Consider the following 23,979-nt stretch of genomic DNA (forward strand, 5'->3'; position numbering starts at 1 on the left):
CAGAACGACAGGTGAATAACGCAGCACGGACTGCGTGGCAAGAGTTTCAGAACGAACGATCAGAATGGCGCGACCCAGAACTTATCAGCGAGATGAAGTGGTGGACCGGGCCATGGAGCTGTTCTGGCGGCTGGGCTATGAAGGCGCCCACCTTGCCGCTCTGGTTGAGCATACCGGGCTCAACCGCTTCAGCCTCTACAAGGAATTCGGCGGCAAGGCGGGTCTCTACGAGGCCGCCCTGCAGCGGTTTCTCGGCTTCTTGCTGGAGCAGTATCGCGGCCTTCTCACCCGCCAGCCGCTCGGCCTCGAAAACGTCGAGGCGGTGCTGCGCTCGCTGCAATATGGCAGCGAGTACTACGGCTGCTTCATGATCAACACGCTGACCCAGAAGGACACGGTGCCGCCCGAAGCCGTCGCCCGGGCCCTTGCCGCGAGCGAGGAGATCGAGGCGCTCTACGTCGGCAATCTCGCCGGCGCGGCGAGTCGGGGGCAGATCCCCGCCGACAGCAACATCGCCGGCCTCGGCAAGATGCTGCAGGCACTCGATCAGGGCCTCCATATCCAGGGCCTGGCCGGCGCCACCGACGCGCAAAAGGACCGGGTGATCACGGCGGCCATGGCGATGCTGAGCGCCTAGGCGACCAGAGACTGCTCGAACAGGTCCACCAGCCGCGCCCGGTCCTCCGCGCGGGTAACCGCCTCATTGCCGTTGAAGGTGGTGGCGTGCTCGGACATGAAATCGAGCAGGAAGACGCTGACATAGAAGCCGAAGACCGCGTCGCGCGCATGTCCGGCGCGGTCCATCCATGTCCTCACGTAGCCGAGCGGTCCGCCATGAACCAGCATGGCCACTTCGGTGAGGGCAGGGGCATAGCGCGGATCGCCGAAGCAGAGATCATCGACGTCCACGATCCCGGAAAACTCCCCCGCCGCCGTGACGATCACGTTCTTGGTGGTGGTGTCGTGGAGGAACGGGATGGCCGGCATCTGCACCAGCGCGGCCGCGTGGCGAGAGAAGTGTGACCGAACTCTCTCTGTAACCGCGTCAGGGAACAGCCCCGTACCGGCAAGCCGCCGCTCCGAGCGTGCTATGTGCGCATCGACGACGTCGGCCCAACTCGCATGCGGCGCATCCTGTGCGGTCGCCGCGTAGCCATAGCGCGTTCCCTTGCCGAGCCGCTCTGTGGCCGCCTGCGCATCGGCAACGGAAACTGCGATCCACTCCAGGCTCGGCGGGTCCAGCCGATGCATGACGTTGCCGAGGTCCGTGCCGGGGAGGCGGGTCTGAACCACGAACGGGAAGCCGGCGGCGATCCCTGACGCCAACGTATCCGGTAACGGCACATGCAACGCCCGAAGCCGCTGGCGCAGGGCCGTGCCTTTCACCAGCACCGACGCCTGCTCCGGCCGGCCGATGCGCACCACGACGTTGCGCGTATCGTCGCCCACGTCGAAGACGAAGAAGTCGAGCCCGGTGTTGAAGCGGCGGGCCCATCTGGGCTGCCAACCCAGTGCCTTCGCGGCAACCGCTAGGGCGAGAGACTCGTCGGGAAGCGGGTTTGTCATGCATCGCAGCGTAGGTGATTTTGGGGTCGGGGCAACTGCCGGTGGTACCGGCAGGTTCATCGTCGCAGCACGCTCAAATCGCCGATCTTGGTCTACCCTCCGCCACAACAGCGTGGTAAACCCCGGCCAAATCGCCTTCGAACAGCGGAATCGTAGAGTGGCCCAGTCCGGTTGGAAGAAGTTTTTGTCCGAGATTTTCGTCTGGTGGCAGGGCCAGACCTGGGGCACGCGCCTGTGGATCTGGCGACACGGCGAATATGTCGGCAGCGACGAGTTCGGCAACAAATACTACCAGGACAAGAAGGCCAAGCGCCGCTACGTGACCTATGCCGGCTATGCCGACGCCTCGCAGATCCCGCCGGGTTGGTATGGCTGGATGCATCACCGGGTCGACACGCCGCCGACCGATGTGAATTACCAGCCGCACGAGTGGGAAAAGCCGCACGAGCCGAACCTCACTGGCACGGCACAGGCCTACCGCCCCGACGGCAGCCTGCTGAACCGCGGCGAGCGGCCGCGCGTGACCGGCGACTACGAAGCCTGGTCGCCGGAATAAGGCGGCCACGTTGCCGGCCGTGAGAGCCGCAGCCCTTCTGACGGGATTGCTGCTGGGATTGCTGGGAGCGGGTTCCGCCGCAGCCCAGCCCATCGCCAATCCCGTTGCGACCTTTGCCGGCCTCGACAAGATCACCGGCCGCATCACGCGCTTTGACGTCTATATCGACGAGACAGTGCTGTTTGGTGCCCTCGAGATCACTCCACGCGCCTGCTACAACCGGCCCCAGACTGATACCCTGCAGCGCACCTCGGCTTTCCTCGAGGTGGATCAGCGCAGTCTGACTGGCACCTCGCAGCGCATTTTCACCGGCTGGATGTTCGCCGACGCCCCGGCGCTGCACGCCATCGACCACGCGGTCTATGACGTCTGGCTGGTCGAGTGCAAAACCTCCACCGACGTGCCGCCGCCGGACCAGCGATAAACTCTTCGCCTCGCTGTCGAACTTATCGGGGCTCATTCGTCGCGACCTAACAGCGCCACAGCGCCGCAGAGGAGAGACGACGATGATGACCTTGCCCAAGAACGTGGAACTGCCGGAGCGGCCCTACATCTATGTGCCGTTCACCGTGCGCATGGACCAGATGCAGCAGCCTGCCGACCAGGGCTTTCCGCAACTGTTCGACTATCTGGCGCGGCACGGGCTGAAGCCGACTGGTGCGCCGTTCTACAACTACCGCCGCATCAACATGGAAGACACGCTCGACGTGGAAGCCGGCATTGCCGTCGAGGCGCCGGCAACGGAGGAAGGAGCGGTCAGGGCGGGCACGCTCCCGGGCGGCCGGTTCATGACAGTGACCTGGCACGGGCATCCGGACCAACTGATCACCGTCACTGGCGTGCTGATCGGCTGGTCACGGCTGACGAACCAGCCTTTTGACCAGCGCACGGAGGGCGCCCACGACTACTTCTCGTGTCGGCTGGAGCTCTACGAAACCGAGCCGGACGTGGAGCCTGATATGAACAAGTGGGAGACCCGGCTGGAGTTCAAGCTGAAGGACTGAGTCCGCGGTCGCGCAACTCGATCGGGCTCTTGCGGGCGGTGAGGAGCGGCACGACGATGGCAATGGCTCCGAACAGCACGTGCGGCCACCAGATGCGGTCGGCGAAGCCGAACACCCAGGGCGAGGCGAGGAGCACCAGGCCCGCCACGGCATCGACGCTGATATGCGCCAGCATCGGCAGCACCTTGATGACGCCGAGCTCATAGCGGGTGATGAGGCTCATGGCGATGGTGGCGACGCCGATGATGATCGGCACCCACTGGGCGGACGAACCGTCGGCGAAGCCGAGCACGAACGGCGCCGCGATCAGGGCGATGCCGTAGATGTAGTCGATGATGCCGTGGGTTCGGGTGGGGATCATGGCTTGTCTCCTCGACCTGTGAACCGTCGAGCAGCCGCCCCGGTTCCGCCCTAGCCCGGTGGCTGGCGCTCGATTGCGTGCCAGTCGCCGTCGAGCGTCAGAGCCTCGGCGAGGCGCTCCTCATATTCCTCGCGCGGGATTTCGATGCCCCCGAGGGAGGCGAGGTGGGCGGTGAGGAACTGGGTATCGAGCAGGACAAACCCGCCGGCATTGAGCCGCTCCACCAGATGCGCCATGGCCATCTTGCTGGCGTCGGTGCGGCGATGGAACATCGACTCGCCGAAAAAGGCGGCGCCGATGGCGAGGCCATAGAGACCGCCCACGAGGTCGGCGCCGTCCCAGACTTCCACCGTATGTGCGACGCCGCGGCGGAACAGTTCGCCATAGACCCGGCGGATGGAGCCGTTGATCCAGGTGGAGTCGCGGTCTTCGCCGACGGTGGCGCAGCCTTCGATAACGCCGTCCCAGTCAGTGTCTACGCGGATTGCAAATCCGCTGCGGCGCATGGATTTGCGGAGGCTCCTGGACAGGCGGAAACCGTCGAGCGGCAGGATGCCCCGTTGGTCGGGGCTGACCCAGAACAGGTCCTCGTCGGCCGCATCCTCCGCCATGGGAAAGATGCCGGCGCGATAGGCGCGCAGGATCAGCTCGGGCGTGATCTCGATGGCGAAGGGATCGGAGCGGCGGACCATGGGCCAAAGATAGGGGGCGCCGCAGCGCCCCTCAATGCCTCACGCCTTGTTGGCGGCAAGGAACTTTTCCAGCCAGTGGATGTCGTAGTTGCCGGCCAGGATATCCGGCTCCCGGATCAGCCGCTGGAACAGGGGCAGGGTTGTCTTGACCCCGTCGACCACGAACTCGTCGATCGCGCGGCGCAGGCGCTGCAGGCACTCGTCGCGGGTGCGGCCATAGACGATCAGCTTGCCGATCAGCGAGTCGTAGTAGGGCGGAATCTTGTAGCCCTGGTAGACGGCGGAATCGACGCGCACGCCGACGCCACCAGCGGGGTGGTAGAAGGTGATTGTGCCGGGCGAGGGCGCAAAGGTCTGCGGGTCCTCGGCGTTGATGCGCACCTCGATGGCATGGCCATAGAACTGCACCTGCTCCTGCGTCATCGACAGGGGCTGGCCGGAAGCGACGCTGATCTGCTCGTAGACGATGTCGATGCCGGTGATGCGCTCGGTGACCGGGTGCTCCACCTGCAGGCGAGTGTTCATCTCGATGAAGTAGAACTCGCCGTTCTCGTACAGGAACTCGATGGTGCCGGCGCCCGAGTACTGAAGTTTGCGCATGGCCGCGGCGCAGATCTCGCCGATGCGGTCGCGTTCTTCCGGCTTGATGGTCGGCCCGCCGGCCTCTTCCCAGACCTTCTGGTGGCGGCGCTGCAGCGAACAGTCGCGGACGCCGAGATGGACTGCATTGCCCTTGCCGTCGCCCAGCACCTGCACCTCGATGTGGCGCGGCTGCCCGAGATACTTCTCCATATAGACGGAGTCGTTGCCGAAGGCCGCCTTGGCTTCGGTGCGGGCAGTGGACCAGGCTTCCAGCAGGTCCTTCTCGGTCTTGGCTACCTTCATGCCGCGACCACCACCGCCGGCGGTCGCCTTGATCAGCACCGGATAGCCGATCTTGGCGGCTGTGCGCAGCGCGTCCTCGTCGGTTTCCACGGCGCCGTCGGAGCCGGGAACGACGGGGATGCCGAGCTCGACCGCCGTCTTCTTGGCGGTGATCTTGTCGCCCATGATCTCGATATGGTGCGCGGAAGGTCCGATGAAGGTGACCTTGTGCTCCTCCAGGATCTTGGCGAAGCGCGCGTTCTCGGAGAGGAATCCGTAACCCGGATGCACCGCGTCGGCGCCGGTAATCTCGCAGGCGGCAAGGATCGACGGGATGTTGAGGTAGCTGTCCTTGGCGGAGTTCGGGCCGATGCAGACGCTCTCGTCGGCGAGGCGCACATGCATGGCATTGGCGTCGGCAGTGGAGTGCACCGCCACCGTCTGGATGCCGAGCTCCTTGCACGCCCTGAGGATGCGCAGGGCGATCTCGCCGCGATTGGCGATGAGGACCTTCTGGAACATGGAAAGTCCCCTTATTCGATGACGACCAGCGGCTCGCCGTATTCGACGGGCTGGGCGTCGTCGACCAGGATGCGGGTGACGGTGCCCGAGCGATGCGCCGGGATCTGGTTCATGGTCTTCATCGCCTCGATGATGAGGACGGTCTGGCCTTCCGACACCTTGGTGCCGACGTCGACGAAAGCAGGCTTGCCCGGCTCGGGCGAGCGATAGGCGGTACCAACCATGGGAGAGGTCAGGGTGCCGGGATTGGCGGCGAGGTCTTCGGCGGCTGCCGGTGCGGCTGCAACGGAACCTGCCGGCACGGCTGGCGTCGCGGGAGCGGCAGGCGCGGCCGGCGGCGCATAGAACTGCTGGGGGGCAGGAGCGTAGGCCGGCGCCTCGTTAGGATAGGAGCGGGTGACGCGGACCCTCAGGTCTTCCTGTTCGATTTCGATCTCGGCCAGGTTTTCCTTGTTGAGCAGTTCGGCAATGGCCCGGATCAGCTCCTGATCCACATTCGACTTGGTCATTTCCTGTCGGTCTCCCGCGCTCGGCGCGCTTGTTATTTCAGTTTGTCGGCGAGCCCTTCCAGCGCCAGCCTATACCCGCCGGTGCCGAAGCCGCAAATGACGGCAAACGCAACGCTCGAGACAAAGGAATGGTGCCGAAACGCTTCACGCTGGTGAATGTTCGAAATATGGACCTCGGCCACCGGCAGCCCGACCGCCTTGAGGGCGTCGGGAATGGCGACGGAGGTGTGCGAATAGCCTGCCGGGTTGATCAGGATCGCGTCGGCCGTGCCGAGCGCCTGCTGGATCCAGGTGACCAGTTCGCCCTCGTGGTTGGACTGGCGGAAGTCGATCTCGAGCCCCAGGCGCTCGCCGGTCTGGCGGCAGAGGGCCTCCACATCCTTGAGGGTCTCCGACCCGTAGATGCCAGGCTCGCGAGTACCGAGCATGTTGAGGTTCGGACCGTTGAGGACGAGAACGCGCTTGGCCATGATTTCCGCCTTGTGCACCGGCCGGTTCGGCAGGCGCAAGCGCGGTTACACGAATTGCACCGAAAAGGCAAAAACTGGACGCCGCCTCAGAAGGGCGGCGTCTCGTCTTCGGGTATCTTCTTTGCCTTGCTGGCTGGCGCCTTCTTTGCGGCCGTCTTCGCCGCCGGCTTCTTGGCTGCCGCCTTCTTCTTTGCGGGGGCCTTCTTGACCTTGGTTCCTGTCGCCTCGGCGCGGGCGGCGAGCAGGGCCACCGCCTGTTCCAGCGTCACATCCTCGGGATTGGTGTCCTTGGGGATGGTGGCGTTGATCTTGCCCTGGTTCACATAGGGGCCATAGCGGCCCGAACGGACGGTGATCGGCCCGCTCTCGTGCTCGAAGCTCTTGATCGCCGTCTGAGTGGCACCGCCGCCGCCCCGCTTGAACCCGCCGGCGGCCTTCTGCGCGATAAGGTCCACGGCGCGGTTGATGCCGACGGTGAACACCTCTTCCACATCCGGAAGGTTGGCGTACTTGCCGTCGTGAAGGATGAACGGACCATAGCGGCCGATGCCGGCGGTGATGGGCAGACCAGTTTCGGGGTGCCGACCGACTTCGCGCGGCAGCGACAGCAACTGCAGCGCCCTTTCGAGCGTCAGCGACGCCGCATCCCAGCCGCGCGGCAGCGAGCTGCGCTTGGGCTCCTTGCCCTCGCCGAGCTGCACGTAGGGACCGAAGCGGCCGGACTTGAGGTGGACCTCCTCGCCCGATTCCGGGTCGACCCCGAGCACGCCGTCACCGGCCGCAGCTTCCGAAGCCTGCCCGGAGGCGGCGTCCGACAACTGCATGGTGTGCTTGCACTCGGGATAATTCGAGCAGCCGATGAAGGCACCGAACTTGCCCAGCTTCAGCGACAGCGTACCGGTGCCGCAGGTCGGGCAACGGCGTGGGTCCGAACCATCCTCGCGCGGCGGGAAGATGTGGTCGGCCAGCAGGTCGTTGAGCGCATCGAGGACTTCGGAGACGCGGAGATCCTTGATCTCTTCGGTCGCCGCGGTGAAATCCCTCCAGAAGTCGCGCAGCAGCGTCTTGTAGTCGAGTTCGCCCGCAGAGACCTGGTCGAGCTGCTCCTCGAGATGCGCGGTGAAGTCGTACTCGACATAGCGGCTGAAAAAACTCTCGAGGAACGCCGTGACGATACGGCCACGGTCCTCGGGGTGCAGCGCCTTGCCTTCGAGCCGGACGTAGTCGCGATCCTTTAGCGTCGTCAGCGTCGCCGCATAGGTGGACGGCCGGCCGATACCGAGCTCTTCCATCTTCTTGATCAGGCTCGCTTCGGTGTAGCGCGGCGGCGGCTGAGTGAAGTGCTGCTCGATAGCCACTTTTTCGAGGTTCGGCTTGTCGCCCACGGCGAGCGGCGGCAGTTCGCGGCTTTCCTCGTCGTCATTGTCCTCGCCGCTCGACGCTTCCACGCCATAAAGGGTCAGGAAGCCGGGGAAGGTCACGACAGAACCCGTGGCGCGCAGCTCGACCTTGCGGCCGGGCACGTTGACCGCAATGTCGACGGTGGTGCGGTCGATCTCGGCCGACTTCATCTGCGAGGCCAGAGTGCGGCGCCAAATCAGCCCATAGAGCTTCTGCTGGTCGGCATCTATGTGAAGCTGCTCGGGCCGCTTGAACATGTCCGTGGGGCGGATGGCCTCGTGGGCCTCCTGCGCGTTCTTGGCCTTGCTCTGGTAGATACGCGCCTTTTCCGGCAGGTACTCCTCGCCGAAATACTTCCCGATCACCGAGCGGGCCATGCCGATGCCTTCCGGCGCCATCTGCACCGCGTCGGTTCGCATATAGGTGATCAGCCCGTCCTCATAGAGCCGCTGGGCGATCTGCATGGTCCGGTTGGGCGAAAAGCCCAGCCGCGAGGATGCATCCTGCTGCAGCGAGGACGTGGTGAAGGGCGCGTGCGGGTTACGCTTGGTCGGCTTCTTTTCGACATTGGTGACGTTGAACTGGCCGGATTCGATCAGCGCCTTGAGCGCTGTCGCGTCCTCGCCCGTCTTGATCGCCAGCTTGTCCGTCTTCTTGCCGTCCACCGAGAACAGCCGCGCCAGAAAGCTCTTGCCGGCCTGCTTCAACTGCGCTTCGACCGACCAGTATTCCTCGGGCTTGAACTTCTCGATCTCGGCCTCGCGGTCCGACACCAGCCGCAGCGCCACCGATTGCACGCGCCCCGCCGAGCGGGAGCCGGGGAGCTTCCGCCACAGGATCGGCGACAGGGTGAACCCGACGAGGTAGTCGAGCGCGCGCCGCGCCAGATAGGCGTCCACCAGCGGCATGTCGATGTCGCGCGGGTTCGCCATGGCCGCGGTTACCGCGTCCTTGGTGATGGCATTGAACACCACCCGCTGGACCGGGGTGTCCTTCTTGATCGCCTTCTTGGCTCTGAGCACATCCATGATGTGCCAGGAGATGGCCTCGCCTTCGCGATCCGGGTCGGTGGCGAGGATCAGGCCGTCGGCATTCTTGAGGGCATTGGCAATATCGCTGACCCGCTTGCGGGCGGCGGTGTCCACCTCCCACGACATGGCGAAGTCTTCCTCGGGACGAACCGAGCCATCCTTGGACGGCAGGTCGCGGATATGACCGAAGGAGGCCAGGACCTCGTAGTCCTTGCCCAGATATTTGTTGATTGTCTTGGCCTTGGCCGGACTTTCAACGACGACGACCTTCATCTGCCCCGGTTTCCGCTGCTTGCTTGAGAGTGGCGCAACATGGTGAAGGGGCAGGGGCGTGTCAACGGCCCCCGGATAGCCCCTTCGCTCTCCCCGTAGGGGAGGATTCTGTTGCGCTCTGCCCACCCCGCATGCTGAAATCATGGTGGCGCAACTCCGCGCCCAACTCACCGGCACCACGGGACTGCCACCGCTTCGTGCGGCAGCGCCTCGCCGTCTCTACCCTTCTGGAGGAGCCCCAATGGAATATCGCAAGCTCGGCAACAGCGGCGCCATCGTCACCGCCTACTGCCTCGGCACCATGACCTTCGGCAAGGAGTCCGACGAGGCCACGTCCTTTGAGATGATGGACACCTATGTCGAGGCCGGTGGCAATTTCCTCGATACCGCCGACGTCTACAGCGACGGCACCTCCGAGGAGATCATCGGGCGCTGGCTCAAGGGCAAGAAACTGCGCGACCTCGTCATCGCCACCAAGGGTCGCTTCCCCATGGGCAACGGCCCGAACCACCTGGGCCTTTCGCGCAAGCACCTGACCGATGCGCTCGATGCCTCGCTGCGGCGTCTCGGGGTCGAGCAGATTGACCTGTACCAGATGCACGCCTGGGACGCTTTGACCCCGCTCGAGGAGACGCTGCGCTTCCTTGATGACGCCATTCGTAACGGAAAGATTGCCTATTATGGCTTCTCCAATTTCCTCGGCTGGCATGTGACCAAAGCCGTGTGGTTGGCCAAGCTCAACCACTACCAGCCACCGGTGACGCTGCAGCCGCAATATAACCTCCTGGTGCGCGACATCGAGCACGAGGTGATTCCCGCCTGCCAGGATGCGGGCATCGGCCTCCTGCCGTGGTCGCCGCTCGGCGGCGGTTGGCTCAGCGGCAAGTACAAGCGTGACCAGATGCCCACCGGCGCCACCCGCCTGGGCGAGAACCCCAAGCGCGGCATGGAGGCCTACGAGGGTCGCAACGCGGATGAACGCACCTGGCAGGTGATCAGCGCGCTGCAGGACATCGCCGAAGCGCGCGGCATCAGCATGGCCCAGGTGGCGCTCGCCTGGACAGCGCAGAAGCCGGCGGTCACCTCGGTGATTCTCGGCGCCCGCACGGTGGAACAACTCCGCGACAACCTCGGTGCCGCTTCCCTGACGCTGGATGCGGCCGAGATGGAGAAGCTCGACACCGTCAGCACACCGCGGATGTCGGACTACCCCTACGGTGTCGGCGGCGTCGGCCAGCGCAACCGCAAGATGGAGGGCGGGCGGTAGTACCCCTGAGGTCGCGGCCAGCGTCTTCTAGCGCCTGACAAGGTGGCTCTGTAGGGCCCTGCGCCCTCAACACGCACGATCCGCCCTCGGACTTGATCCGAGGGCCTGCCGCGGCGCCCGCTCAGGTTTAGGATTGGCCCTCGGGTCAAGCCCGAGGGCTGGCGGTGGAGTGGACCATCAGAGCTTCAGGGAACCCTCGCCAGCTACGGTCACCTATACCGCAGCGCCACCAACTGCCCGCCGCTCCACTCGATCTGTCCGGCAAGGTCCAGCTCCAGCAGCAGCATCTGCATCGCTGATGCCGAGAGACCAGACTGGCGCACCAGCTCGTCCACCTCCACCGGCGTGGCGCTGAGCGTTGCCAGAAGGCGCGACCGATCATCGCTGCTGGGCGGCTGCAGGTCTTCCGGCCCGAACTCAGGCTCCCAGTCGCGATCAAACAGAGCGGCCGCAGCGGGATCGGCGCTGCCGAGCGACTCGATGACGTCGGCTGCCGACGTGATCAGCTTGGCCCCTTGTTGAATCAGGGCGTTGCCACCCTCGGCCCGCGGATCGAGCGGTGAGCCGGGCACGGCGAAGACGTCGCGGTTCTGTTCCAGCGCCAGCCGCGCAGTGATCAGCGAGCCGGAGCGCTTCGCCGCCTCGACCACGACGATCCCGAGCGACAGACCCGAAACGAGCCGGTTACGTCTCGGAAAGTCGCGCGCCCGGGGCTCCCAGCCGAGCGGCATTTCTGTGATCAATGCGCCGCCACGGTCGAGAATATCGTGTGCCAGGGGGATGTTCTCGTCGGGATAGATGCGGTCGAGCCCACCGGCGAGCACCGCCACCGTGCCACTATCGAGGCTGGCGCGATGCGCCGCGGTGTCGATGCCGCGAGCCAAGCCAGACACTACCGTGTAGCCGACGGCGCCGAGGTCGGTCGCCAGCAACCGGGTCATCTTGATGCCGGCCGAGGAGGCATTACGGGCGCCGACGATGCCGACGGTGCGGCGCCAGTTGAGACGATCGCCGCCCACGAGGGTAATCACCGGCGGCGCGGCAGGGATGTAGCGAAGAAGCTCGGGGTAGTCCGGCTCGGCGCTGAGCACGATGCGGGCACCGTACTTCGCGGCTCCGGCGATCTCGTCCTCGGCAGCAGCCCGGCTGACCACGCGCACCGGCTTGCCAGCGCGGGCACTGAGCTCGGGCAGCGCCTCGAGCGCCGTCTCGGCCGAGCCGAAGCGGTTGACCAACTGGCGAAAGGTGGCGGACCCGACATTGTCGGTGCGGATCAGCCGCAGGGCGGCGATCCGCTGGTTGTTGCTCAACGCCGCGGTCGCCACTGCCGGCTGCATCAGGCGGACTTCTTCTCGCCGATCCGCGGCTCCGTGCCGGCGAGCAGCCGCTGGATATTGGTGCGGTGCTGGAAGAACAGGATGATCGCCATCACTGCGACCGTGCCGGCGAGCCACTCGTCATTGATGACGAAGGCGAAGATCGGCGCCGTCGCTGCGGCCGTCAGTGCCGCCAGGGACGACATCTTGCGAGTGAAGGCGATCAGCAGCCAGACGGCGCAGAAGATCAGCGCCACGGGCCACGACAGGGCCAGCAGCGAGCCGATCATCACCGCCACGCCCTTGCCGCCCTTGAAGCCGAGCCAGACGGGGAAGCAGTGACCGAGGAAGGCAAAGATCGCGGCGATGCGTGCTGCCTCCTCGCCCCACAGGGCACGGGCGACAAGCACCGGCACCAGCGCCTTCAGCGCATCGAGGACGAGCGTGGCAGCCGCGAGTGGGCGATTGCCTGTCCGCAGCACATTGGTGGCCCCGATATTGCCCGAGCCGATGCTGCGGATGTCCCCGAGCCCCGCGAGCCGTGTCAGGATCAGGCCGAACGGAATGGAGCCGCAGAGGTAGGCCAGAACCGCGGCGTATGCGTATTCGATCATCAAGCTGTGCCTCTCCCTCCAAGGCCGTTCAGGAGTAGCGCTCGGGGGAGTGCAAGGGCAAGGGGTTTCAGTGCCCGCGACCTCGTCCTTCCACGAGCTCAGGATGAGGTCTTCGCGAACTCCGCTCTCCCGTAGACCTCATGGTGAGTCCGTCGAACCACGAGGTCGCGGCCGCTGAAACCTCACGCCTCCGCGTGCCGGAACACCTCTGCGCCCGCCACAAACGTCCGCATCACCTTGCCCGCAAGCCGCGCGCCTTCGAAGCTGGTGTTGCGGGAGCGGGAGCGCAGGTCCGACTCGGTGACTTGCCAGGGATAGTCGATGTCGACCAGTATGAGGTCCGCTGGCGCCCCGCGGGCGATGCGGCCGCTCTCGAGCCCCAGGATCTCCGCGGGTCGGCTGGTCATGGCGCGCAGCACCGTGACGAGGTCCACGTCACCCGAATGCACCAGCCGTAGCGCTGCCGCCAGCAGCGTCTCAAGCCCGATCGCGCCGTCCGACGCCTCGGCGAAGGGCTGGCGCTTGACCTCGGTGTCCTGCGGGTCGTGGTCGGAATGGATGGTATCGATGGCGCCCGACTTCAGCCCCTCGATCACCGCCTGCCGATCATCCTCGGAGCGCAGCGGGGTGGAGAGCTTGAAATAGGTTCGGTAGCGGCCGATGTCGTTTTCGTTAAGCGCCAAATTGTTGATCGACACCCCAGCCGTAACCTTGCGGTTGCGCGACTTGGCCGCAGTGACCAACTCCACCGAGGCGGCGCAGGAGATCTGGGCCGCATGGTAGGTGGCGCCGGTGAGGGCGGCGAGCTGCAGGTCGCGGGCGAGCGGGATGGTCTCCGCTTCTCGCGGAATGCCCCGGAGCCCGAGGACGGTCGCAAACAGCCCCTCGTTCATCACGCCGTCGCCGGTCAGGCTGCGATCGGCGAGGTGATGAACCAGGGGCAGTCCGTAATTGGCCGCATAGCTCATCGCCGTGCGGAGCAGGGCGTTGGACTGCACCGAGCTCCGGCCGTCGGTGAGACAAACCGCGCCCGCTTCCTTGAGCAGGCCGAACTCGGTGATCTCCTTGCCCTCGAGGCCGCGAGTGATGGCGGCAGAAGGCAGGACGTTGACCTTGCTGGTCGCCTTGGCCCGGCGCAGCAGGAAGTCAACCAGCGCGCCGTCATCCACGACGGGTGTAGCGTCCGGCATCATCACGAAGCTCGTGACGCCACCGGCTGCAGCAGCTTCACCTGCCGACTGCAGCGTCTCGCGGTATTCCTTGCCCGGCTCGCCGGTGAAGACGCGCATGTCGATCAGCCCGGGTGCGAGCATCAGCCCGCCCGCGTTGACCACTTCGGCTCCCTCAGGCACTCCGACAGGACCACCCGGCGCGATGTCGCCGACGACACCGTTCTCGACCAGCACCGCCCCTAGCGTATCAGTTCCCGAAGCGGGATCGACGACGCGTGCATTCTCGATCAGCAGCGGGCGGGTCATGCGGCATCTCCCGCGAGCAGGGCGTCGAGTACGGCCATGCGCACCGCTACGCCCATCTCCACCTGATCGGTGATCACCGAGGCGGGGCCGTCGGCGATCGCCGGGTCGATCTCGACACCGCGGTTCATCGGCCCCGGGTGCATGACGATGGCGTCCGGCCTGGCACGGCCGAGCTTGTCGGCATCGAGGCCGTAGAAGCGGTAGTATTCGCGCACCGAGGGGATCATGCGGCCGTTGGCGCGCTCGTGCTGCAGGCGCAGCATCATTACCACGTCCACATCCTTGAGCCCCTCATGCATGTCGGTGAACACTTCCGTCGCCAGGTTCTCGATGCCGGCCGGAAGCAGATTCCGCGGGGCGATAACGCGCGTGCGCACATGCAGCGCCCCGAGCAGCAGCAGGTTGGAGCGGGCGACGCGCGAATTGGCGATGTCGCCACAGATGGCGACCGTCAGCCCGCTGATCCGGCCCTTGTGGCGGCGGATGGTCAGCGCATCGAGCAGCGCCTGCGTCGGATGCTCATGGGCGCCATCACCCGCATTGACCACGGAACAGCCGACCTTCTGCGACAGCAGCTCCACCGCTCCTGCCGCCGAATGGCGCACGACGATCACGTCCGGGCGCATGGCGTTCAGCGTGGCTGCGGTGTCGATCAGTGTCTCGCCCTTGCTGACGGAGCTGGTCTTGACCGACATGTTCATCACCTGCGCCCCGAGGCGCTTGCCGGCGATCTCGAACGAGCCCTGCGTTCGCGTCGATGGTTCGAAGAACAGATTGACCTGGGTCTTGCCGGTCAATGTCGGGTGCGACTTGCGCTCCTGCCGGCTCACCGGAACCATGGCCTCGGCGCGGTCGAGCAGGTCGATGATCTCGTGCTGCTTCAGGTCGGCAATGGAAATGAGGTGACGCTGGCGGAACGGGGGGAAGTCGCCGGTGTGGGTGCGATCCTCTGCCATAAGCTCCTGTCCTCGGATTGGCTGCGGCATAGCGGAGGGCAGGGGGCGGGGCAAGCCCTCGCCGGGATTGTTCAGCTATTGCGCAGCCGGTCGAGCGCACCCTGCAGGATGTAGCTCGCGGCGAGCTTGTCGACGATCTCCGCGCGCCGGTCGCGGCGCAAATCGGCATCGATCATCATCCGGGTCACGGCACTGGTGGACAGCCGCTCGTCCCAGAAGGCCAGCGGCAGCGGCAGCAGGCGGACGAGATTGCGCGCGAAGGCCCGGGTCGATTGCACCCGCGGTCCCTCGCTGCCGTCCATGTTGAGCGGCAGACCGAGCACTATGGCCACGACCTGATTCTGCTCCACCAGCTCCACGATCCGCGCCGCGTCCTGGGTGAACTTGGTGCGCTTGATGGTTTCCACGGGCGTCGCCGAGTACCGCATGGCATCGGAAATGGCGACGCCGATGGTCTTGGTGCCGAGATCGAGCCCCATGAGCTTGCCGGTGGCGGGCAGGTCGGTGATGGGCAGGTCGTCGGCCATGGCTTCTCGCGTGTTGCCTCGGCGTGTCCTATAGGCTCACGGCAGGATTGGCGAGGAAAAGCGCATGAAGCTCACCTGGTTCGGCGGCACCACCATGCGGGTGCATATCGGCGGCAGCATTCTCGTCGTCGACGCGGCTTTGGCACCCACCGGCGTTTCGCCCGCCGAACTCACCGGCGGCGCCGATCGCCTGCTGACGCTCGCAGCCGGCGAGGAGCCGGTCGGCCCGCGAACCTGGCGCCCCCGCTCGGCCGGTCGCCTGCTCGATGAAACCGACGCGCCGCCGGTGGAGTGCTGGTCCATCGGCCCTTCCGCCCTCGTCATCGACGCACCTGGCGAGCCGCCGCTGGTGATCCTCGCCGCCGAGTCGCCGATGCTCGGGCGCTGGGCCGATCGTGCCGTGGTGGTCCTGCTCGGCAGCAACGGAACCGGCCGCGCCGCAACGCTGCTCGACCGCCATGCTCCACGCCTGCTCGCCCTCGGCCTCGACGCGCCAGATCTCGACCGCGCTTTCACCGAGCTGCCGCCACGCCTGGATGGCACCGGCTTGCTGGCGCTGGAGCAGGGTCTCGCCGTGGAAGTCTAGGCGACGGCCCAGGCCCAGATCGCCATCACTACCAAGCCCACCACCAGCGCGGCCCCGAACCGGAGCGCTGGCCGCACGGTCATGCGCGTCACCAGTTCCAGCAGCCCCCCTGCGCCAACAAGCACGGCGCCGGCGAAACCGAAGTCCATCGCCGTCCACTGCACTTCGCTCGTGAACTGCATCGCGACAGCCGGCAGCAGGAGGAGCAGCGGGACCGCACACCAGCCGATCACCCGCAGCGTGTTCCACAGCCGGGCGAGGTCGCCGTCATGCTCGAAGGCAGCACCGTTGTTGTTCGCGATCATGGCAACACATCCCTGTAGTTGCAGCCCGAGCAGGATACGCCGGTTTTCGCTGCGCCGGTATCGCACCTGCGACGGCATTTTCGTTGTCATTTGGGCGGACCCGTTGCTAATAACGCCCCAACCGACCAACCACCGGAGCCAATCCACATGTCCGTCGACGCCGCCACCGTCAAACGCATCGGGCGCCTCGCGCGCATCCGCATCGAAGAGGATGAGGTGGCCGGCTACCAGAACGAGCTCAACGCCATTCTGGGTTTCGTCGAGCAACTCGACGAGGTGGACGTCTCCGGCGTCGAGCCGATGACGTCGGTCACCCCCATGCAGCTGCGCCGCCGTGACGACGTCGTCACTGATGGCGGCTACGCCGACAAGGTGGTGAGCAACGCACCTCTCACCGAGGACAATTTCTTCATGGTGCCGAAGGTGGTGGAGTAGGCCATGGCGGTCACCATAGCCATCGAGACGCCGCTGCAGAACGATGTCCGCGCCCTCGTTGCGCATCTCAACGACCATCTGCTGCCGCTGTCGCCGGTGGAGTTCCAGTTCAAGATGACCGTGGAACAGATGGCCGGCAGCGACACCACGCTGTTCGTCGCCCGCGACGAGACGGGCCGCGCCGTCGGCATGGGCGCGCTGAAGGTCCATTCACCCGAACTCGGCGAGGTCAAGCGCATGTTCACCCTGCCGGAAGTACGGGGGCAGCGCGTCGGCTCTCAATTGCTCACATGCATCGTCGACCTTGCCCGCGAACGCGGCCTCAACACGGTGATGCTTGAGACCGGCACCGGCCAAGGCATGGCCGAGGCACACCGGCTCTACACCCGCTTCGGCTTCACGCCGCGCGGTCCATTCCTCGACTATCCCGAGAGCCAATGGTCCGCCTTCTTCGAAATGCACCTGACGGCGCCGGCGGTTCCTGCCTGAGCGACGCCCCGAGACCACGAAAGAGACTGCCTTGACCGACCTGACCAAACTCAGCCTCGCCGATGCTCGCAACGGGCTCAAGAGCAAGAGCTTCACCGCCACCGAACTCACGGACGCCTATCTCGGCGCCATCGAGGCCGCCAACGACAAGCTCAACGCCTATGTCGCCGTGACCGCCGATCAGGCCCGCGACATGGCCAAGGCCAGCGACGAGAAGCTGCAGCGCGGGGAGAGCGGTCCGCTCGAAGGCATTCCGCTCGGCATCAAGGACCTGTTCGGCACCAAGGGCGTCCACACCCAGGCCGCCAGCCACATCCTCGACGGCTTCAAGCCGGAATACGAGTCGACCATCACCAGCAATCTGTGGCGCGATGGCGCCGTCATGCTGGGCAAGCTCAACATGGACGAGTTCGCCATGGGCTCCTCCAACGAGACCAGCTACTACGGCCCGGTGATCAGCCCGTTCCGCGCCGAGGGCAGCAATGCCAACCTCGTGCCGGGTGGCTCGTCCGGCGGCTCGGCCGCTGCCGTGTCGGCCTGGCTCTGCGCCGGTGCGACCGCCACCGACACCGGTGGTTCGATCCGCCAGCCGGCCGCTTTCACCGGGACCGTCGGCATCAAGCCGACCTATGGCCGCTGCTCGCGCTGGGGCGTCGTGGCCTTCGCCTCCTCGCTGGACCAGGCTGGCCCGATCGCACGCACGGTGGAAGATGCCGCCATCCTGATGACGTCCATGTCGGGGTTCGACCCCAAGGATTCGACCAGCGCCGATCTGCCGGTGCCGGACTTCGCCGCCGCCGTCGAGCGCGGCGTGAAAGGCCTCACCATCGGCGTCCCGCGGGAATACCGCATGGACGGCATGCCCGCCGAGATCGAGCAGCTCTGGCAGCAGGGCCTCGACTGGCTCAAGGCCGAGGGCGCGACGGTCAAGGACATCTCGCTGCCCCACACCAAATATGCCCTGCCGGCCTACTACATCGTGGCACCGGCCGAGGCCTCGTCCAACCTCGCCCGCTATGACGGTGTGAAGTATGGCCTGCGCGTCAGCGGCAAGGACATTACCGACATGTACGAGCTGACCCGCGCCGCCGGGTTCGGTCGCGAGGTGAAGCGCCGTGTCATGATCGGCACCTATGTGCTGTCGGCGGGCTACTACGATGCCTATTACGTCCGGGCGCAGAAGGTCCGCACGCTGATCAAGAAGGACTTCGAGGACGCCTTCAACGCCGGTGTCGACGCCATCCTCACTCCAGCGACACCCTCCGCCGCCTTCGGGATCGGCGACGAGGACATGAACAACGATCCGGTCAAGATGTACCTCAACGACATCTTCACCGTCACCGTGAACATGGCCGGCCTGCCGGGCATCGCCGTGCCTGCCGGCAAGGATGGCAAGGGTCTGCCGCTCGGTCTCCAGATCATCGGCAAGCCGTTCGACGAGGAGACGCTGTTCGCAGCCGGCCGGGTAATCGAGAAGGCTGCAGGGGGCGATTTCGCCCCGAAGCGCTGGTGGTAACGAGGTGCGGCGGGACTTGATCGTTCCGCCGTTCCGCACTACTTGGCGCCTATGCACAAATTCAAACTGGTGGTGACGCGCCCTGTCGTCACGTCCTCGCCGCAGGGGCACTCGACTATGGCTGTAGATATCTTCTCCTCGCTGGACTGGTCGGAGCCGCCCAAGGACATGTCGAAGCCGTTGCAGGCCTTGTGGTGGCTCAAGAAGGGCGAACTGCGGGTCGGCCCGGAGTGGGAGCAGGCTCACGCCATCGTCCAGGCCATGGAAGGCGTGCAGGCATTCGACTGGGTGCATGCCCTGATGCACTGGATCGAAGCCGACATGGGCAACGCCGACTACTGGTATCGCCGCGCCGGCAAGCGCCGCGCCACCCCCAGCGTCGCCCAGGAATGGGAACACATCGCCGCTGCACTGAGCGACGTCACGCGGCACTAGGCAAGGCGTTCAGGACCACGACATGCAGCCCTCGGGTTTGACCCGAGGGCTTTTTGTTGCGCTCAGCGGTTGTCGTACTGACTGCGTACCAATTCCAGCCCGCGCTTGGTGATCCGGTACGGCTTGCCGCCCTGCGACTTGATCGCCTTCTTGGCCTTGAGCTTGCGGAACAGCAGCGGCGTCAGGCCGCTGGCGAGCCAGCCATCGCGGTTAAAGAACTGGTATTCGACGATCGTGCCGCGATCGTCCTTGATCAGGGCGATGAAGCCGCCCTGCGCGAGTGCGTGCAGCACCCGCTGTTCGTCTCGGGAAATGTCCATTTGGTCGGGATTGCCTCGGGCGGGCGCCACGCACCCGCGAACAAACTGAGGCCCCGGCTCGCATCGCGCGCAGCCGTTGCCGGTTCATCCATGCCCGTCACGCGCGGTGACGGGTCTCAGGCAATCTCGGACTGACTAGACATGAGCTGGAAAATAGCGCGAGCGCCGTGCCTGTCCAGTGGCGGCGCGGCGGGCGGTTGAAATCGCGACCGATGCGGTGCAAACCAGCAACGACTGCAAGCACCAGGACCAGCCAATTGAGCCCGCAAAAGACGCCAGCCGAATGCGCCACCAAGGAAGATGTGCGCGCCGAAATTGACCGCATCGACCAGGCGCTGCTGGCGCTGTTTGCCGAGCGGCATCGCTATGTCACGCGCATGGCTGAAATAAAAACCGATCCGCATGAGGCGCGCGATCCGACGCGGATCGAGGCGGTGATCGGCCGCATTCGCGAGCGCAGTTTGGCCCTTGATCTTGACGAGGATCAGGCCGAACTTGTGTGGCGAACCCTGATCGACTGGAACGTCAATTACGAGAAGGGCATCATCGCGGCGCGGCGCCGCAATTCGTAAGGAGGCGGCCATGGCAGGGATCAGCATTCGCAAGGCCGAGCCGGCCGAAGCACCGCGCCTTGCCGACATCGCCTACCGCGCCTGGGAAGGTGGTATCCTGCCCCTGCTCGACGAGCAGCCGGGAATGCGCGACGCCGAGCGCCGGCGCCTCGCCCAGGCCGTCCGCGAACAGCTCGCTCGCACCATCGTCGTCAGTGTCGACGACATCGTTGTCGGCTGGTGCTCCCGGGCCCATCGGCGCGCCTACATCCCGTACCTGTTCGTGATGCCGGAACTGCAGGGCCACGGCCTCGGCTCCATGCTGCTGCGGCGCATGGAGTCGATGCTTGAACTCGAAGGCGCCGAGCGCGTGCATCTCGAGACGCCCGCCGACAATGTGCGCGCCGTGCGCTTCTACGAAAAGCAGGGCTACCGCATCCTGGCGCTCCGGCCGGACGGCCGCGACGCCCACTCGCCCTTCATGAGCGTCCACCTCGAAAAGCGCCTCGATCCCTATGACGGCTTCATCGAGGATGACGACTGAGCGCTGAAGCGGCGCTCTCGTAGACCTCATGGTGAGCTCGTCGAACCACGAGGTCGGTAACACCGCGGCCGCGACCTCACCCTTCGACAGGCTCAGGATGAGGTCTAGGTAACTGCGGCAGGCGTGACCGTTGCGCCGGGCGTCCAACCCCTTTAATCACAAGCCTGAACTATCCGATCGCAGGACTGATCCGTGACCATCGTCGACACCCGTACCCCTGACAAGAAGCGCCTGATCGCCGGCTCGACCGGTGACTGGGAAGTCATCATCGGCATGGAAGTGCATGCCCAGGTGACCTCCGAGAGCAAGCTCTTCTCCGGGTCGTCGACCGAGTTCGGCAGCCCGCCCAATTCCAATGTGAGCTTCGTCGATGCGGCCATGCCGGGCATGCTGCCGACCATCAACGAGGAATGCGTGCGCCAGGCCGTGCGCACCGGTCTCGGGCTCAAGGCGCAGATCAACAAGCGCTCGGTGTTCGACCGCAAGAACTACTTCTATCCCGACCTGCCGCAGGGCTATCAGATCTCGCAGTTCAAGGATCCGATCGTCGGCGAGGGCAAGGTGCTACTCGACGTCGATGGCGAGAAGATCGAGATCGGCATCGAGCGCCTGCATCTCGAGCAGGATGCCGGCAAGTCGATCCACGACCAGCATCCGAACATGAGCTTCGTCGACCTCAACCGCTCGGGCGTGGCGCTGATGGAGATCGTCTCCAAGCCGGACCTGCGCTCGTCCGAAGAGGCCAAGGCGTACCTCTCCAAGCTGCGCACCATCCTGCGCTATCTCGGCACCTGCGACGGCAACATGGAGCAGGGCTCCATGCGCGCCGACGTCAATGTGTCGGTGCGCCGCCCGGGTGGTGAGTTCGGCACGCGTTGCGAGATCAAGAACGTCAACTCCGTGCGCTTTGCTGGCCAGGCGATCGAGTACGAGGCGCGGCGGCAGATCGATATTCTCGAGGATGGCGGCGTGATCGACCAGGAAACCCGCCTGTTCGACCCCAAGACCGGCGAGACGCGGTCGATGCGTTCCAAGGAAGAAGCGCACGACTACCGCTATTTCCCCGATCCGGACCTGTTGCCGCTCGAGTTCGACGATGCCTTCATCGCTGACCTGGCGCAGCATCTGCCGGAACTGCCCGACGAGAAGCAGGCGCGGTTCATCTCGCAGTATGGTGTAACCCCTTATGACGCCATGGTTCTTACCCTCGATCGCGAGACGGCGGACTATTACGAGGCCTGCGTGGCCCATGGCGGCGGCAAGCGTGACGGTAAGGCCGTTGCCAACCTGCTGAACGCCGATGTGGCCGCTTATGCCAACTCGCAGGGCATGGCCGTGTGGGAGACGCATCTGCAGCCCCGCCAGATCGCCGGCATTGTCGACCTCGTTGCAGCCGGGACGATTTCGTCAAAGGGCGCGAAGGATCTTTTGCAGATCGTTATCGCCGAGGAGCCGGAAGGGGAACCTGCGGAAATCGTCGAGCGCCGCGGCATGAAACAGGTGACGGACCTGGGTGCCATCGAGAAGATCGTCGATGAAATCATCGCCGCCAATCCGGAGCAGGTCGAGAAGGTGAAGGCCAAGCCCACCATGATCGGTTGGTTCGTCGGCCAGGCGATGAAGGCGTCGGGCGGCAAGGCCAACCCGCAGGCCCTCAACGAGCTGATGAAGAAAAAGCTCGGGATCGAGTAGCGTCCCGGGGCAGGTCTCGAGAACCGGCCCCTTTCGAAGCAGCAAAATCGGTTCGTCGCGCGTTGAGTGCCGAACTCAACGCGGAGACGTACCATGGCTGACGTGAACGACATCAAGGAACACTACGAAGTCATCGGCGCTGACGGCGTCCATGTCGGCAAGGTGGATGCCGTCGAAGGTGATCGCATCAAGCTCACCAGGAGCGACAGCGGCGAGGGCGCCCACAAGGGGCATCACCACTATATTTCCCTCGGCCTCGTTGCCGAGGTCGAAGGCGACAAGGTGCGGCTTTCGGCGAACGCCGACGTTGCCGTCACGTTCGAAGAGGAAGAAGACGGCGGCGCCGCCTGATCCTTACGGGTTGATATCGTGGCCGGGCTCCGGCGGCAGCGCCGGGTCCGGCTGCTCGCTGTCCTCGTCATGCCGGAGCGGTGAGGTGTGCGGATGCTCGGCGTCGCCCACCGGCAGGTGCTTGGGCATGGGGGGCACGGGCCGCACCTTGTTGTGCGGCACCTTGGGATCGTGTTCGTGCGGATCGCGCATCTAGACCTCCCTCGGACGAGGTTCGTGGCCGGGCTCGGGCGGAATCTCCGGCGCCGGTGAGGGCACCGGGTCTTCCACCGGCTGGTCCGGCGTCGGCACTTCGGCCGGATGCGACGGAAACGGCTCCACCGGCTCTGGCTGTGGCGGCGTCGGCTGCGGCACGATTTCGGGGATCGGCCGCGGGTCGATATCGGGTCTCTGGGGCTGGCTCATGCGAGGGCAACGAGCCGGCCGCGAGGCGGTTCCCCCTCAGGCCGGACGCGGCTGCCGCCACCGGCGCACCAGCCGCCCGTCCATGAAGATCAGCCCGAGGAAGATCACCGCCATCCCGGCCAGATGCGCCGCCTCGAACCGCTCGTGCAACACCAGCACGCCGAGCAGGATCGCCGAGATCGGGGTGATGAAGGTGTTGAGCGAGACATTTGTCGCGCCCACCCGCGGCAAGAGCCAGTAGACCAGGAGGAAGCTGAAGCTGGTCGAGAAGGCCCCGATGCCGATCAGCGCACCCCAGGTCTCCACCCGGGTGATGACCGGAATGCCGGTGAACAGCAGCGCCACCGGGATCGACACCAGCGCCGCGCCGGTGAGCGAACAGGTCGCGACCACGGCGGAATCGACATCCTTGAAGCGGCGCGCATAGTTCAGGGTCAGCGCATAGCAGAGTGTCGCCGCGATCGCCGCCAGCAGGCCCAGCACCTGGGCCGACGCGCCCGCCGCGAAAGACGGGGATGCAAGGATCACTGCTCCCACGAACCCGATTGCAACGCCCGCCACCTTGTTCCACGTCGCCTTTTCACCGCCCGGCCACAGTTGCGAAACGATCACCGTGCTCATCGGCGTCAAGCCGTTGATGACCCCGACAATGCTGCTCGCCACGGTCATCTCCGCATAGGGAAACAGCGCGAACGGAATCGCATAGTTGAGGATGCCGAGCACCAGCAGTTGCGCATAGACGCCGACTCCGGACGGCAGCCGCTTGCGCATGGCAAAGAAGTACACCCAGCAGATCGCCGCGCCGATTGCCACGCGTCCGGCCGACACCCAGAGGGGGCTGATCTCGCGGATCAGCACGGCGTTGAACAGGAACGAGCAGCCCCAGACCGCTCCCAACAGAATGATCAGCAACCAATAGCGAAGCGGCACGAGGTGTTCTCCT

The 23,979-nt window shown here is 65.5% G+C and carries 31 protein-coding genes; 14 read left to right on the top strand and 17 right to left on the bottom strand.

Annotated features, from left to right (window positions below):
* Nucleotides 1–64: 64 nt before the first annotated feature.
* Nucleotides 65–637: a TetR/AcrR family transcriptional regulator gene (locus ACFSX5_RS17905; RefSeq protein ID WP_386835257.1), complete on the top strand. Its 573-nt coding sequence runs from the start codon at nt 65–67 to the stop codon at nt 635–637.
* Here the strand turns inward: ACFSX5_RS17905 and ACFSX5_RS17910 are convergent.
* Nucleotides 634–1,566, bottom strand: a complete 933-nt coding sequence (locus ACFSX5_RS17910; RefSeq protein WP_386835259.1) for an aminoglycoside phosphotransferase family protein — start codon at nt 1,564–1,566, stop codon at nt 634–636. The genes ACFSX5_RS17905 and ACFSX5_RS17910 overlap by 4 nt on opposite strands.
* Before the next feature lie 184 nt (nt 1,567–1,750).
* Between ACFSX5_RS17910 and ACFSX5_RS17915 the strand changes: the two genes are divergently transcribed.
* From ACFSX5_RS17915 to ACFSX5_RS17925, 3 genes are all read left to right on the top strand, one after another.
* Nucleotides 1,751–2,122, top strand: a complete 372-nt coding sequence (locus tag ACFSX5_RS17915; RefSeq protein WP_386835261.1) for an NADH:ubiquinone oxidoreductase subunit NDUFA12 — start codon at nt 1,751–1,753, stop codon at nt 2,120–2,122.
* Between the two features lie 10 nt (nt 2,123–2,132).
* A complete protein-coding gene (locus tag ACFSX5_RS17920; protein ID WP_386835263.1) occupies nt 2,133–2,546 on the top strand; it encodes a DUF2155 domain-containing protein in 414 nt (137 codons plus the stop codon).
* A gap of 82 nt (nt 2,547–2,628) precedes the next feature.
* Complete coding sequence (locus ACFSX5_RS17925; protein WP_386835265.1) at nt 2,629–3,126, top strand: GyrI-like domain-containing protein; 498 nt, start codon at nt 2,629–2,631, stop codon at nt 3,124–3,126.
* Here the strand turns inward: ACFSX5_RS17925 and ACFSX5_RS17930 are convergent.
* The 6 genes from ACFSX5_RS17930 to topA form a co-directional block, all read right to left on the bottom strand.
* Complete coding sequence (locus tag ACFSX5_RS17930; RefSeq protein WP_386835267.1) at nt 3,110–3,487, bottom strand: SPW repeat domain-containing protein; 378 nt, start codon at nt 3,485–3,487, stop codon at nt 3,110–3,112. The genes ACFSX5_RS17925 and ACFSX5_RS17930 overlap by 17 nt on opposite strands.
* 50 nt (nt 3,488–3,537) lie before the next feature.
* On the bottom strand, nt 3,538–4,179 hold the full coding sequence (aat, locus tag ACFSX5_RS17935) for a leucyl/phenylalanyl-tRNA--protein transferase (RefSeq protein ID WP_386835269.1): 642 nt from the start codon (nt 4,177–4,179) through the stop codon (nt 3,538–3,540).
* A 39-nt stretch (nt 4,180–4,218) separates the two neighbouring features.
* Entirely contained in the window at nt 4,219–5,565 is a 1,347-nt protein-coding gene (accC, locus tag ACFSX5_RS17940; RefSeq protein WP_386835271.1) for an acetyl-CoA carboxylase biotin carboxylase subunit, read from the bottom strand.
* Nucleotides 5,566–5,576: 11 nt separating this feature from the next.
* Nucleotides 5,577–6,074 carry an acetyl-CoA carboxylase biotin carboxyl carrier protein gene (gene accB, locus ACFSX5_RS17945; protein WP_386835273.1) on the bottom strand — a complete coding sequence of 166 codons (498 nt, stop codon included), beginning with the start codon at nt 6,072–6,074 and terminating at the stop codon, nt 5,577–5,579.
* Nucleotides 6,075–6,106: 32 nt separating this feature from the next.
* Nucleotides 6,107–6,544, bottom strand: coding sequence for a type II 3-dehydroquinate dehydratase (aroQ, locus tag ACFSX5_RS17950; RefSeq protein WP_386835275.1), 438 nt, complete (start codon nt 6,542–6,544; stop codon nt 6,107–6,109).
* A gap of 86 nt (nt 6,545–6,630) precedes the next feature.
* On the bottom strand, nt 6,631–9,249 hold the full coding sequence (gene topA, locus ACFSX5_RS17955) for a type I DNA topoisomerase (protein WP_386835277.1): 2,619 nt from the start codon (nt 9,247–9,249) through the stop codon (nt 6,631–6,633).
* 241 nt (nt 9,250–9,490) lie between these two features.
* Here topA and ACFSX5_RS17960 point away from each other — a divergent pair, with 241 nt between their 5' ends.
* Complete coding sequence (locus ACFSX5_RS17960; protein WP_386835278.1) at nt 9,491–10,516, top strand: aldo/keto reductase; 1,026 nt, start codon at nt 9,491–9,493, stop codon at nt 10,514–10,516.
* Nucleotides 10,517–10,725: 209 nt separating this feature from the next.
* On the opposite strand, the gene dprA is transcribed toward ACFSX5_RS17960, so the two are convergent.
* The 5 genes from dprA to ruvX all read right to left on the bottom strand — a co-directional run bounded on the left by dprA (nt 10,726) and on the right by ruvX (nt 15,407).
* Nucleotides 10,726–11,853, bottom strand: coding sequence for a DNA-processing protein DprA (gene dprA / locus ACFSX5_RS17965; protein WP_386835279.1), 1,128 nt, complete (start codon nt 11,851–11,853; stop codon nt 10,726–10,728).
* Entirely contained in the window at nt 11,853–12,446 is a 594-nt protein-coding gene (gene plsY / locus ACFSX5_RS17970) for a glycerol-3-phosphate 1-O-acyltransferase PlsY (protein WP_386835280.1), read from the bottom strand. The genes dprA and plsY overlap by 1 nt, the downstream gene beginning before the upstream one ends.
* Nucleotides 12,447–12,628: 182 nt before the next feature.
* Entirely contained in the window at nt 12,629–13,924 is a 1,296-nt protein-coding gene (gene pyrC / locus ACFSX5_RS17975; protein ID WP_386835282.1) for a dihydroorotase, read from the bottom strand.
* Nucleotides 13,921–14,880 carry an aspartate carbamoyltransferase catalytic subunit gene (locus tag ACFSX5_RS17980; protein WP_386835284.1) on the bottom strand — a complete coding sequence of 320 codons (960 nt, stop codon included), beginning with the start codon at nt 14,878–14,880 and terminating at the stop codon, nt 13,921–13,923. The genes pyrC and ACFSX5_RS17980 overlap by 4 nt, the downstream gene beginning before the upstream one ends.
* 71 nt (nt 14,881–14,951) lie before the next feature.
* Nucleotides 14,952–15,407, bottom strand: a complete 456-nt coding sequence (gene ruvX / locus ACFSX5_RS17985) for a Holliday junction resolvase RuvX (RefSeq protein WP_386835286.1) — start codon at nt 15,405–15,407, stop codon at nt 14,952–14,954.
* 64 nt (nt 15,408–15,471) lie between these two features.
* Between ruvX and ACFSX5_RS17990 the strand changes: the two genes are divergently transcribed.
* Nucleotides 15,472–15,993, top strand: a complete 522-nt coding sequence (locus tag ACFSX5_RS17990) for a hypothetical protein (RefSeq protein WP_386835288.1) — start codon at nt 15,472–15,474, stop codon at nt 15,991–15,993.
* Here the strand turns inward: ACFSX5_RS17990 and ACFSX5_RS17995 are convergent.
* Nucleotides 15,990–16,298, bottom strand: a complete 309-nt coding sequence (locus tag ACFSX5_RS17995) for a hypothetical protein (protein ID WP_386835290.1) — start codon at nt 16,296–16,298, stop codon at nt 15,990–15,992. The genes ACFSX5_RS17990 and ACFSX5_RS17995 overlap by 4 nt on opposite strands.
* Before the next feature lie 147 nt (nt 16,299–16,445).
* Between ACFSX5_RS17995 and gatC the strand changes: the two genes are divergently transcribed.
* The 4 genes from gatC to ACFSX5_RS18015 all read left to right on the top strand — a co-directional run bounded on the left by gatC (nt 16,446) and on the right by ACFSX5_RS18015 (nt 19,173).
* A complete protein-coding gene (gene gatC, locus ACFSX5_RS18000) occupies nt 16,446–16,733 on the top strand; it encodes an Asp-tRNA(Asn)/Glu-tRNA(Gln) amidotransferase subunit GatC (RefSeq protein WP_386835292.1) in 288 nt (95 codons plus the stop codon).
* Between the two features lie 3 nt (nt 16,734–16,736).
* A complete protein-coding gene (locus tag ACFSX5_RS18005) occupies nt 16,737–17,222 on the top strand; it encodes a GNAT family N-acetyltransferase (protein ID WP_386835294.1) in 486 nt (161 codons plus the stop codon).
* A gap of 31 nt (nt 17,223–17,253) precedes the next feature.
* Nucleotides 17,254–18,738: an Asp-tRNA(Asn)/Glu-tRNA(Gln) amidotransferase subunit GatA gene (gene gatA, locus ACFSX5_RS18010; RefSeq protein WP_386835296.1), complete on the top strand. Its 1,485-nt coding sequence runs from the start codon at nt 17,254–17,256 to the stop codon at nt 18,736–18,738.
* A gap of 117 nt (nt 18,739–18,855) precedes the next feature.
* The gene (locus ACFSX5_RS18015; protein ID WP_386835297.1) at nt 18,856–19,173 is read left to right on the top strand and encodes a hypothetical protein; all 318 of its coding nucleotides are present in this window, start codon (nt 18,856–18,858) and stop codon (nt 19,171–19,173) included.
* A gap of 62 nt (nt 19,174–19,235) precedes the next feature.
* On the opposite strand, the gene ACFSX5_RS18020 is transcribed toward ACFSX5_RS18015, so the two are convergent.
* On the bottom strand, nt 19,236–19,493 hold the full coding sequence (locus ACFSX5_RS18020) for a YjhX family toxin (protein ID WP_386835299.1): 258 nt from the start codon (nt 19,491–19,493) through the stop codon (nt 19,236–19,238).
* A 257-nt stretch (nt 19,494–19,750) separates the two neighbouring features.
* On the opposite strand from ACFSX5_RS18020, the gene ACFSX5_RS18025 reads away from it, so the two are divergent.
* The 4 genes from ACFSX5_RS18025 (at nt 19,751) to ACFSX5_RS18040 (ending at nt 22,631) form a co-directional block, all read left to right on the top strand.
* On the top strand, nt 19,751–20,065 hold the full coding sequence (locus ACFSX5_RS18025; RefSeq protein ID WP_386835300.1) for a chorismate mutase: 315 nt from the start codon (nt 19,751–19,753) through the stop codon (nt 20,063–20,065).
* A gap of 10 nt (nt 20,066–20,075) precedes the next feature.
* Nucleotides 20,076–20,588 carry a GNAT family N-acetyltransferase gene (locus ACFSX5_RS18030; protein WP_386835301.1) on the top strand — a complete coding sequence of 171 codons (513 nt, stop codon included), beginning with the start codon at nt 20,076–20,078 and terminating at the stop codon, nt 20,586–20,588.
* A gap of 192 nt (nt 20,589–20,780) precedes the next feature.
* Complete coding sequence (gene gatB, locus ACFSX5_RS18035) at nt 20,781–22,280, top strand: Asp-tRNA(Asn)/Glu-tRNA(Gln) amidotransferase subunit GatB (protein WP_386835302.1); 1,500 nt, start codon at nt 20,781–20,783, stop codon at nt 22,278–22,280.
* A gap of 93 nt (nt 22,281–22,373) precedes the next feature.
* Nucleotides 22,374–22,631 carry a DUF2171 domain-containing protein gene (locus tag ACFSX5_RS18040; RefSeq protein ID WP_386835303.1) on the top strand — a complete coding sequence of 86 codons (258 nt, stop codon included), beginning with the start codon at nt 22,374–22,376 and terminating at the stop codon, nt 22,629–22,631.
* 3 nt (nt 22,632–22,634) lie between these two features.
* Here the strand turns inward: ACFSX5_RS18040 and ACFSX5_RS18045 are convergent, their stop codons facing one another.
* The 3 genes from ACFSX5_RS18045 to ACFSX5_RS18055 are packed head-to-tail and all read right to left on the bottom strand — an operon-like array spanning nt 22,635 to nt 23,966.
* Nucleotides 22,635–22,823, bottom strand: a complete 189-nt coding sequence (locus ACFSX5_RS18045) for a hypothetical protein (protein ID WP_386835304.1) — start codon at nt 22,821–22,823, stop codon at nt 22,635–22,637.
* Complete coding sequence (locus ACFSX5_RS18050) at nt 22,824–23,036, bottom strand: hypothetical protein (protein ID WP_386835305.1); 213 nt, start codon at nt 23,034–23,036, stop codon at nt 22,824–22,826.
* Nucleotides 23,037–23,072: 36 nt separating this feature from the next.
* Nucleotides 23,073–23,966 carry a DMT family transporter gene (locus ACFSX5_RS18055; protein ID WP_386835306.1) on the bottom strand — a complete coding sequence of 298 codons (894 nt, stop codon included), beginning with the start codon at nt 23,964–23,966 and terminating at the stop codon, nt 23,073–23,075.
* Between the last annotated feature and the right edge of the window lie 13 nt (nt 23,967–23,979).

Source organism: Devosia albogilva (assembly GCF_042685625.1).
Taxonomy (GTDB): domain Bacteria; phylum Pseudomonadota; class Alphaproteobacteria; order Rhizobiales; family Devosiaceae; genus Devosia; species Devosia albogilva.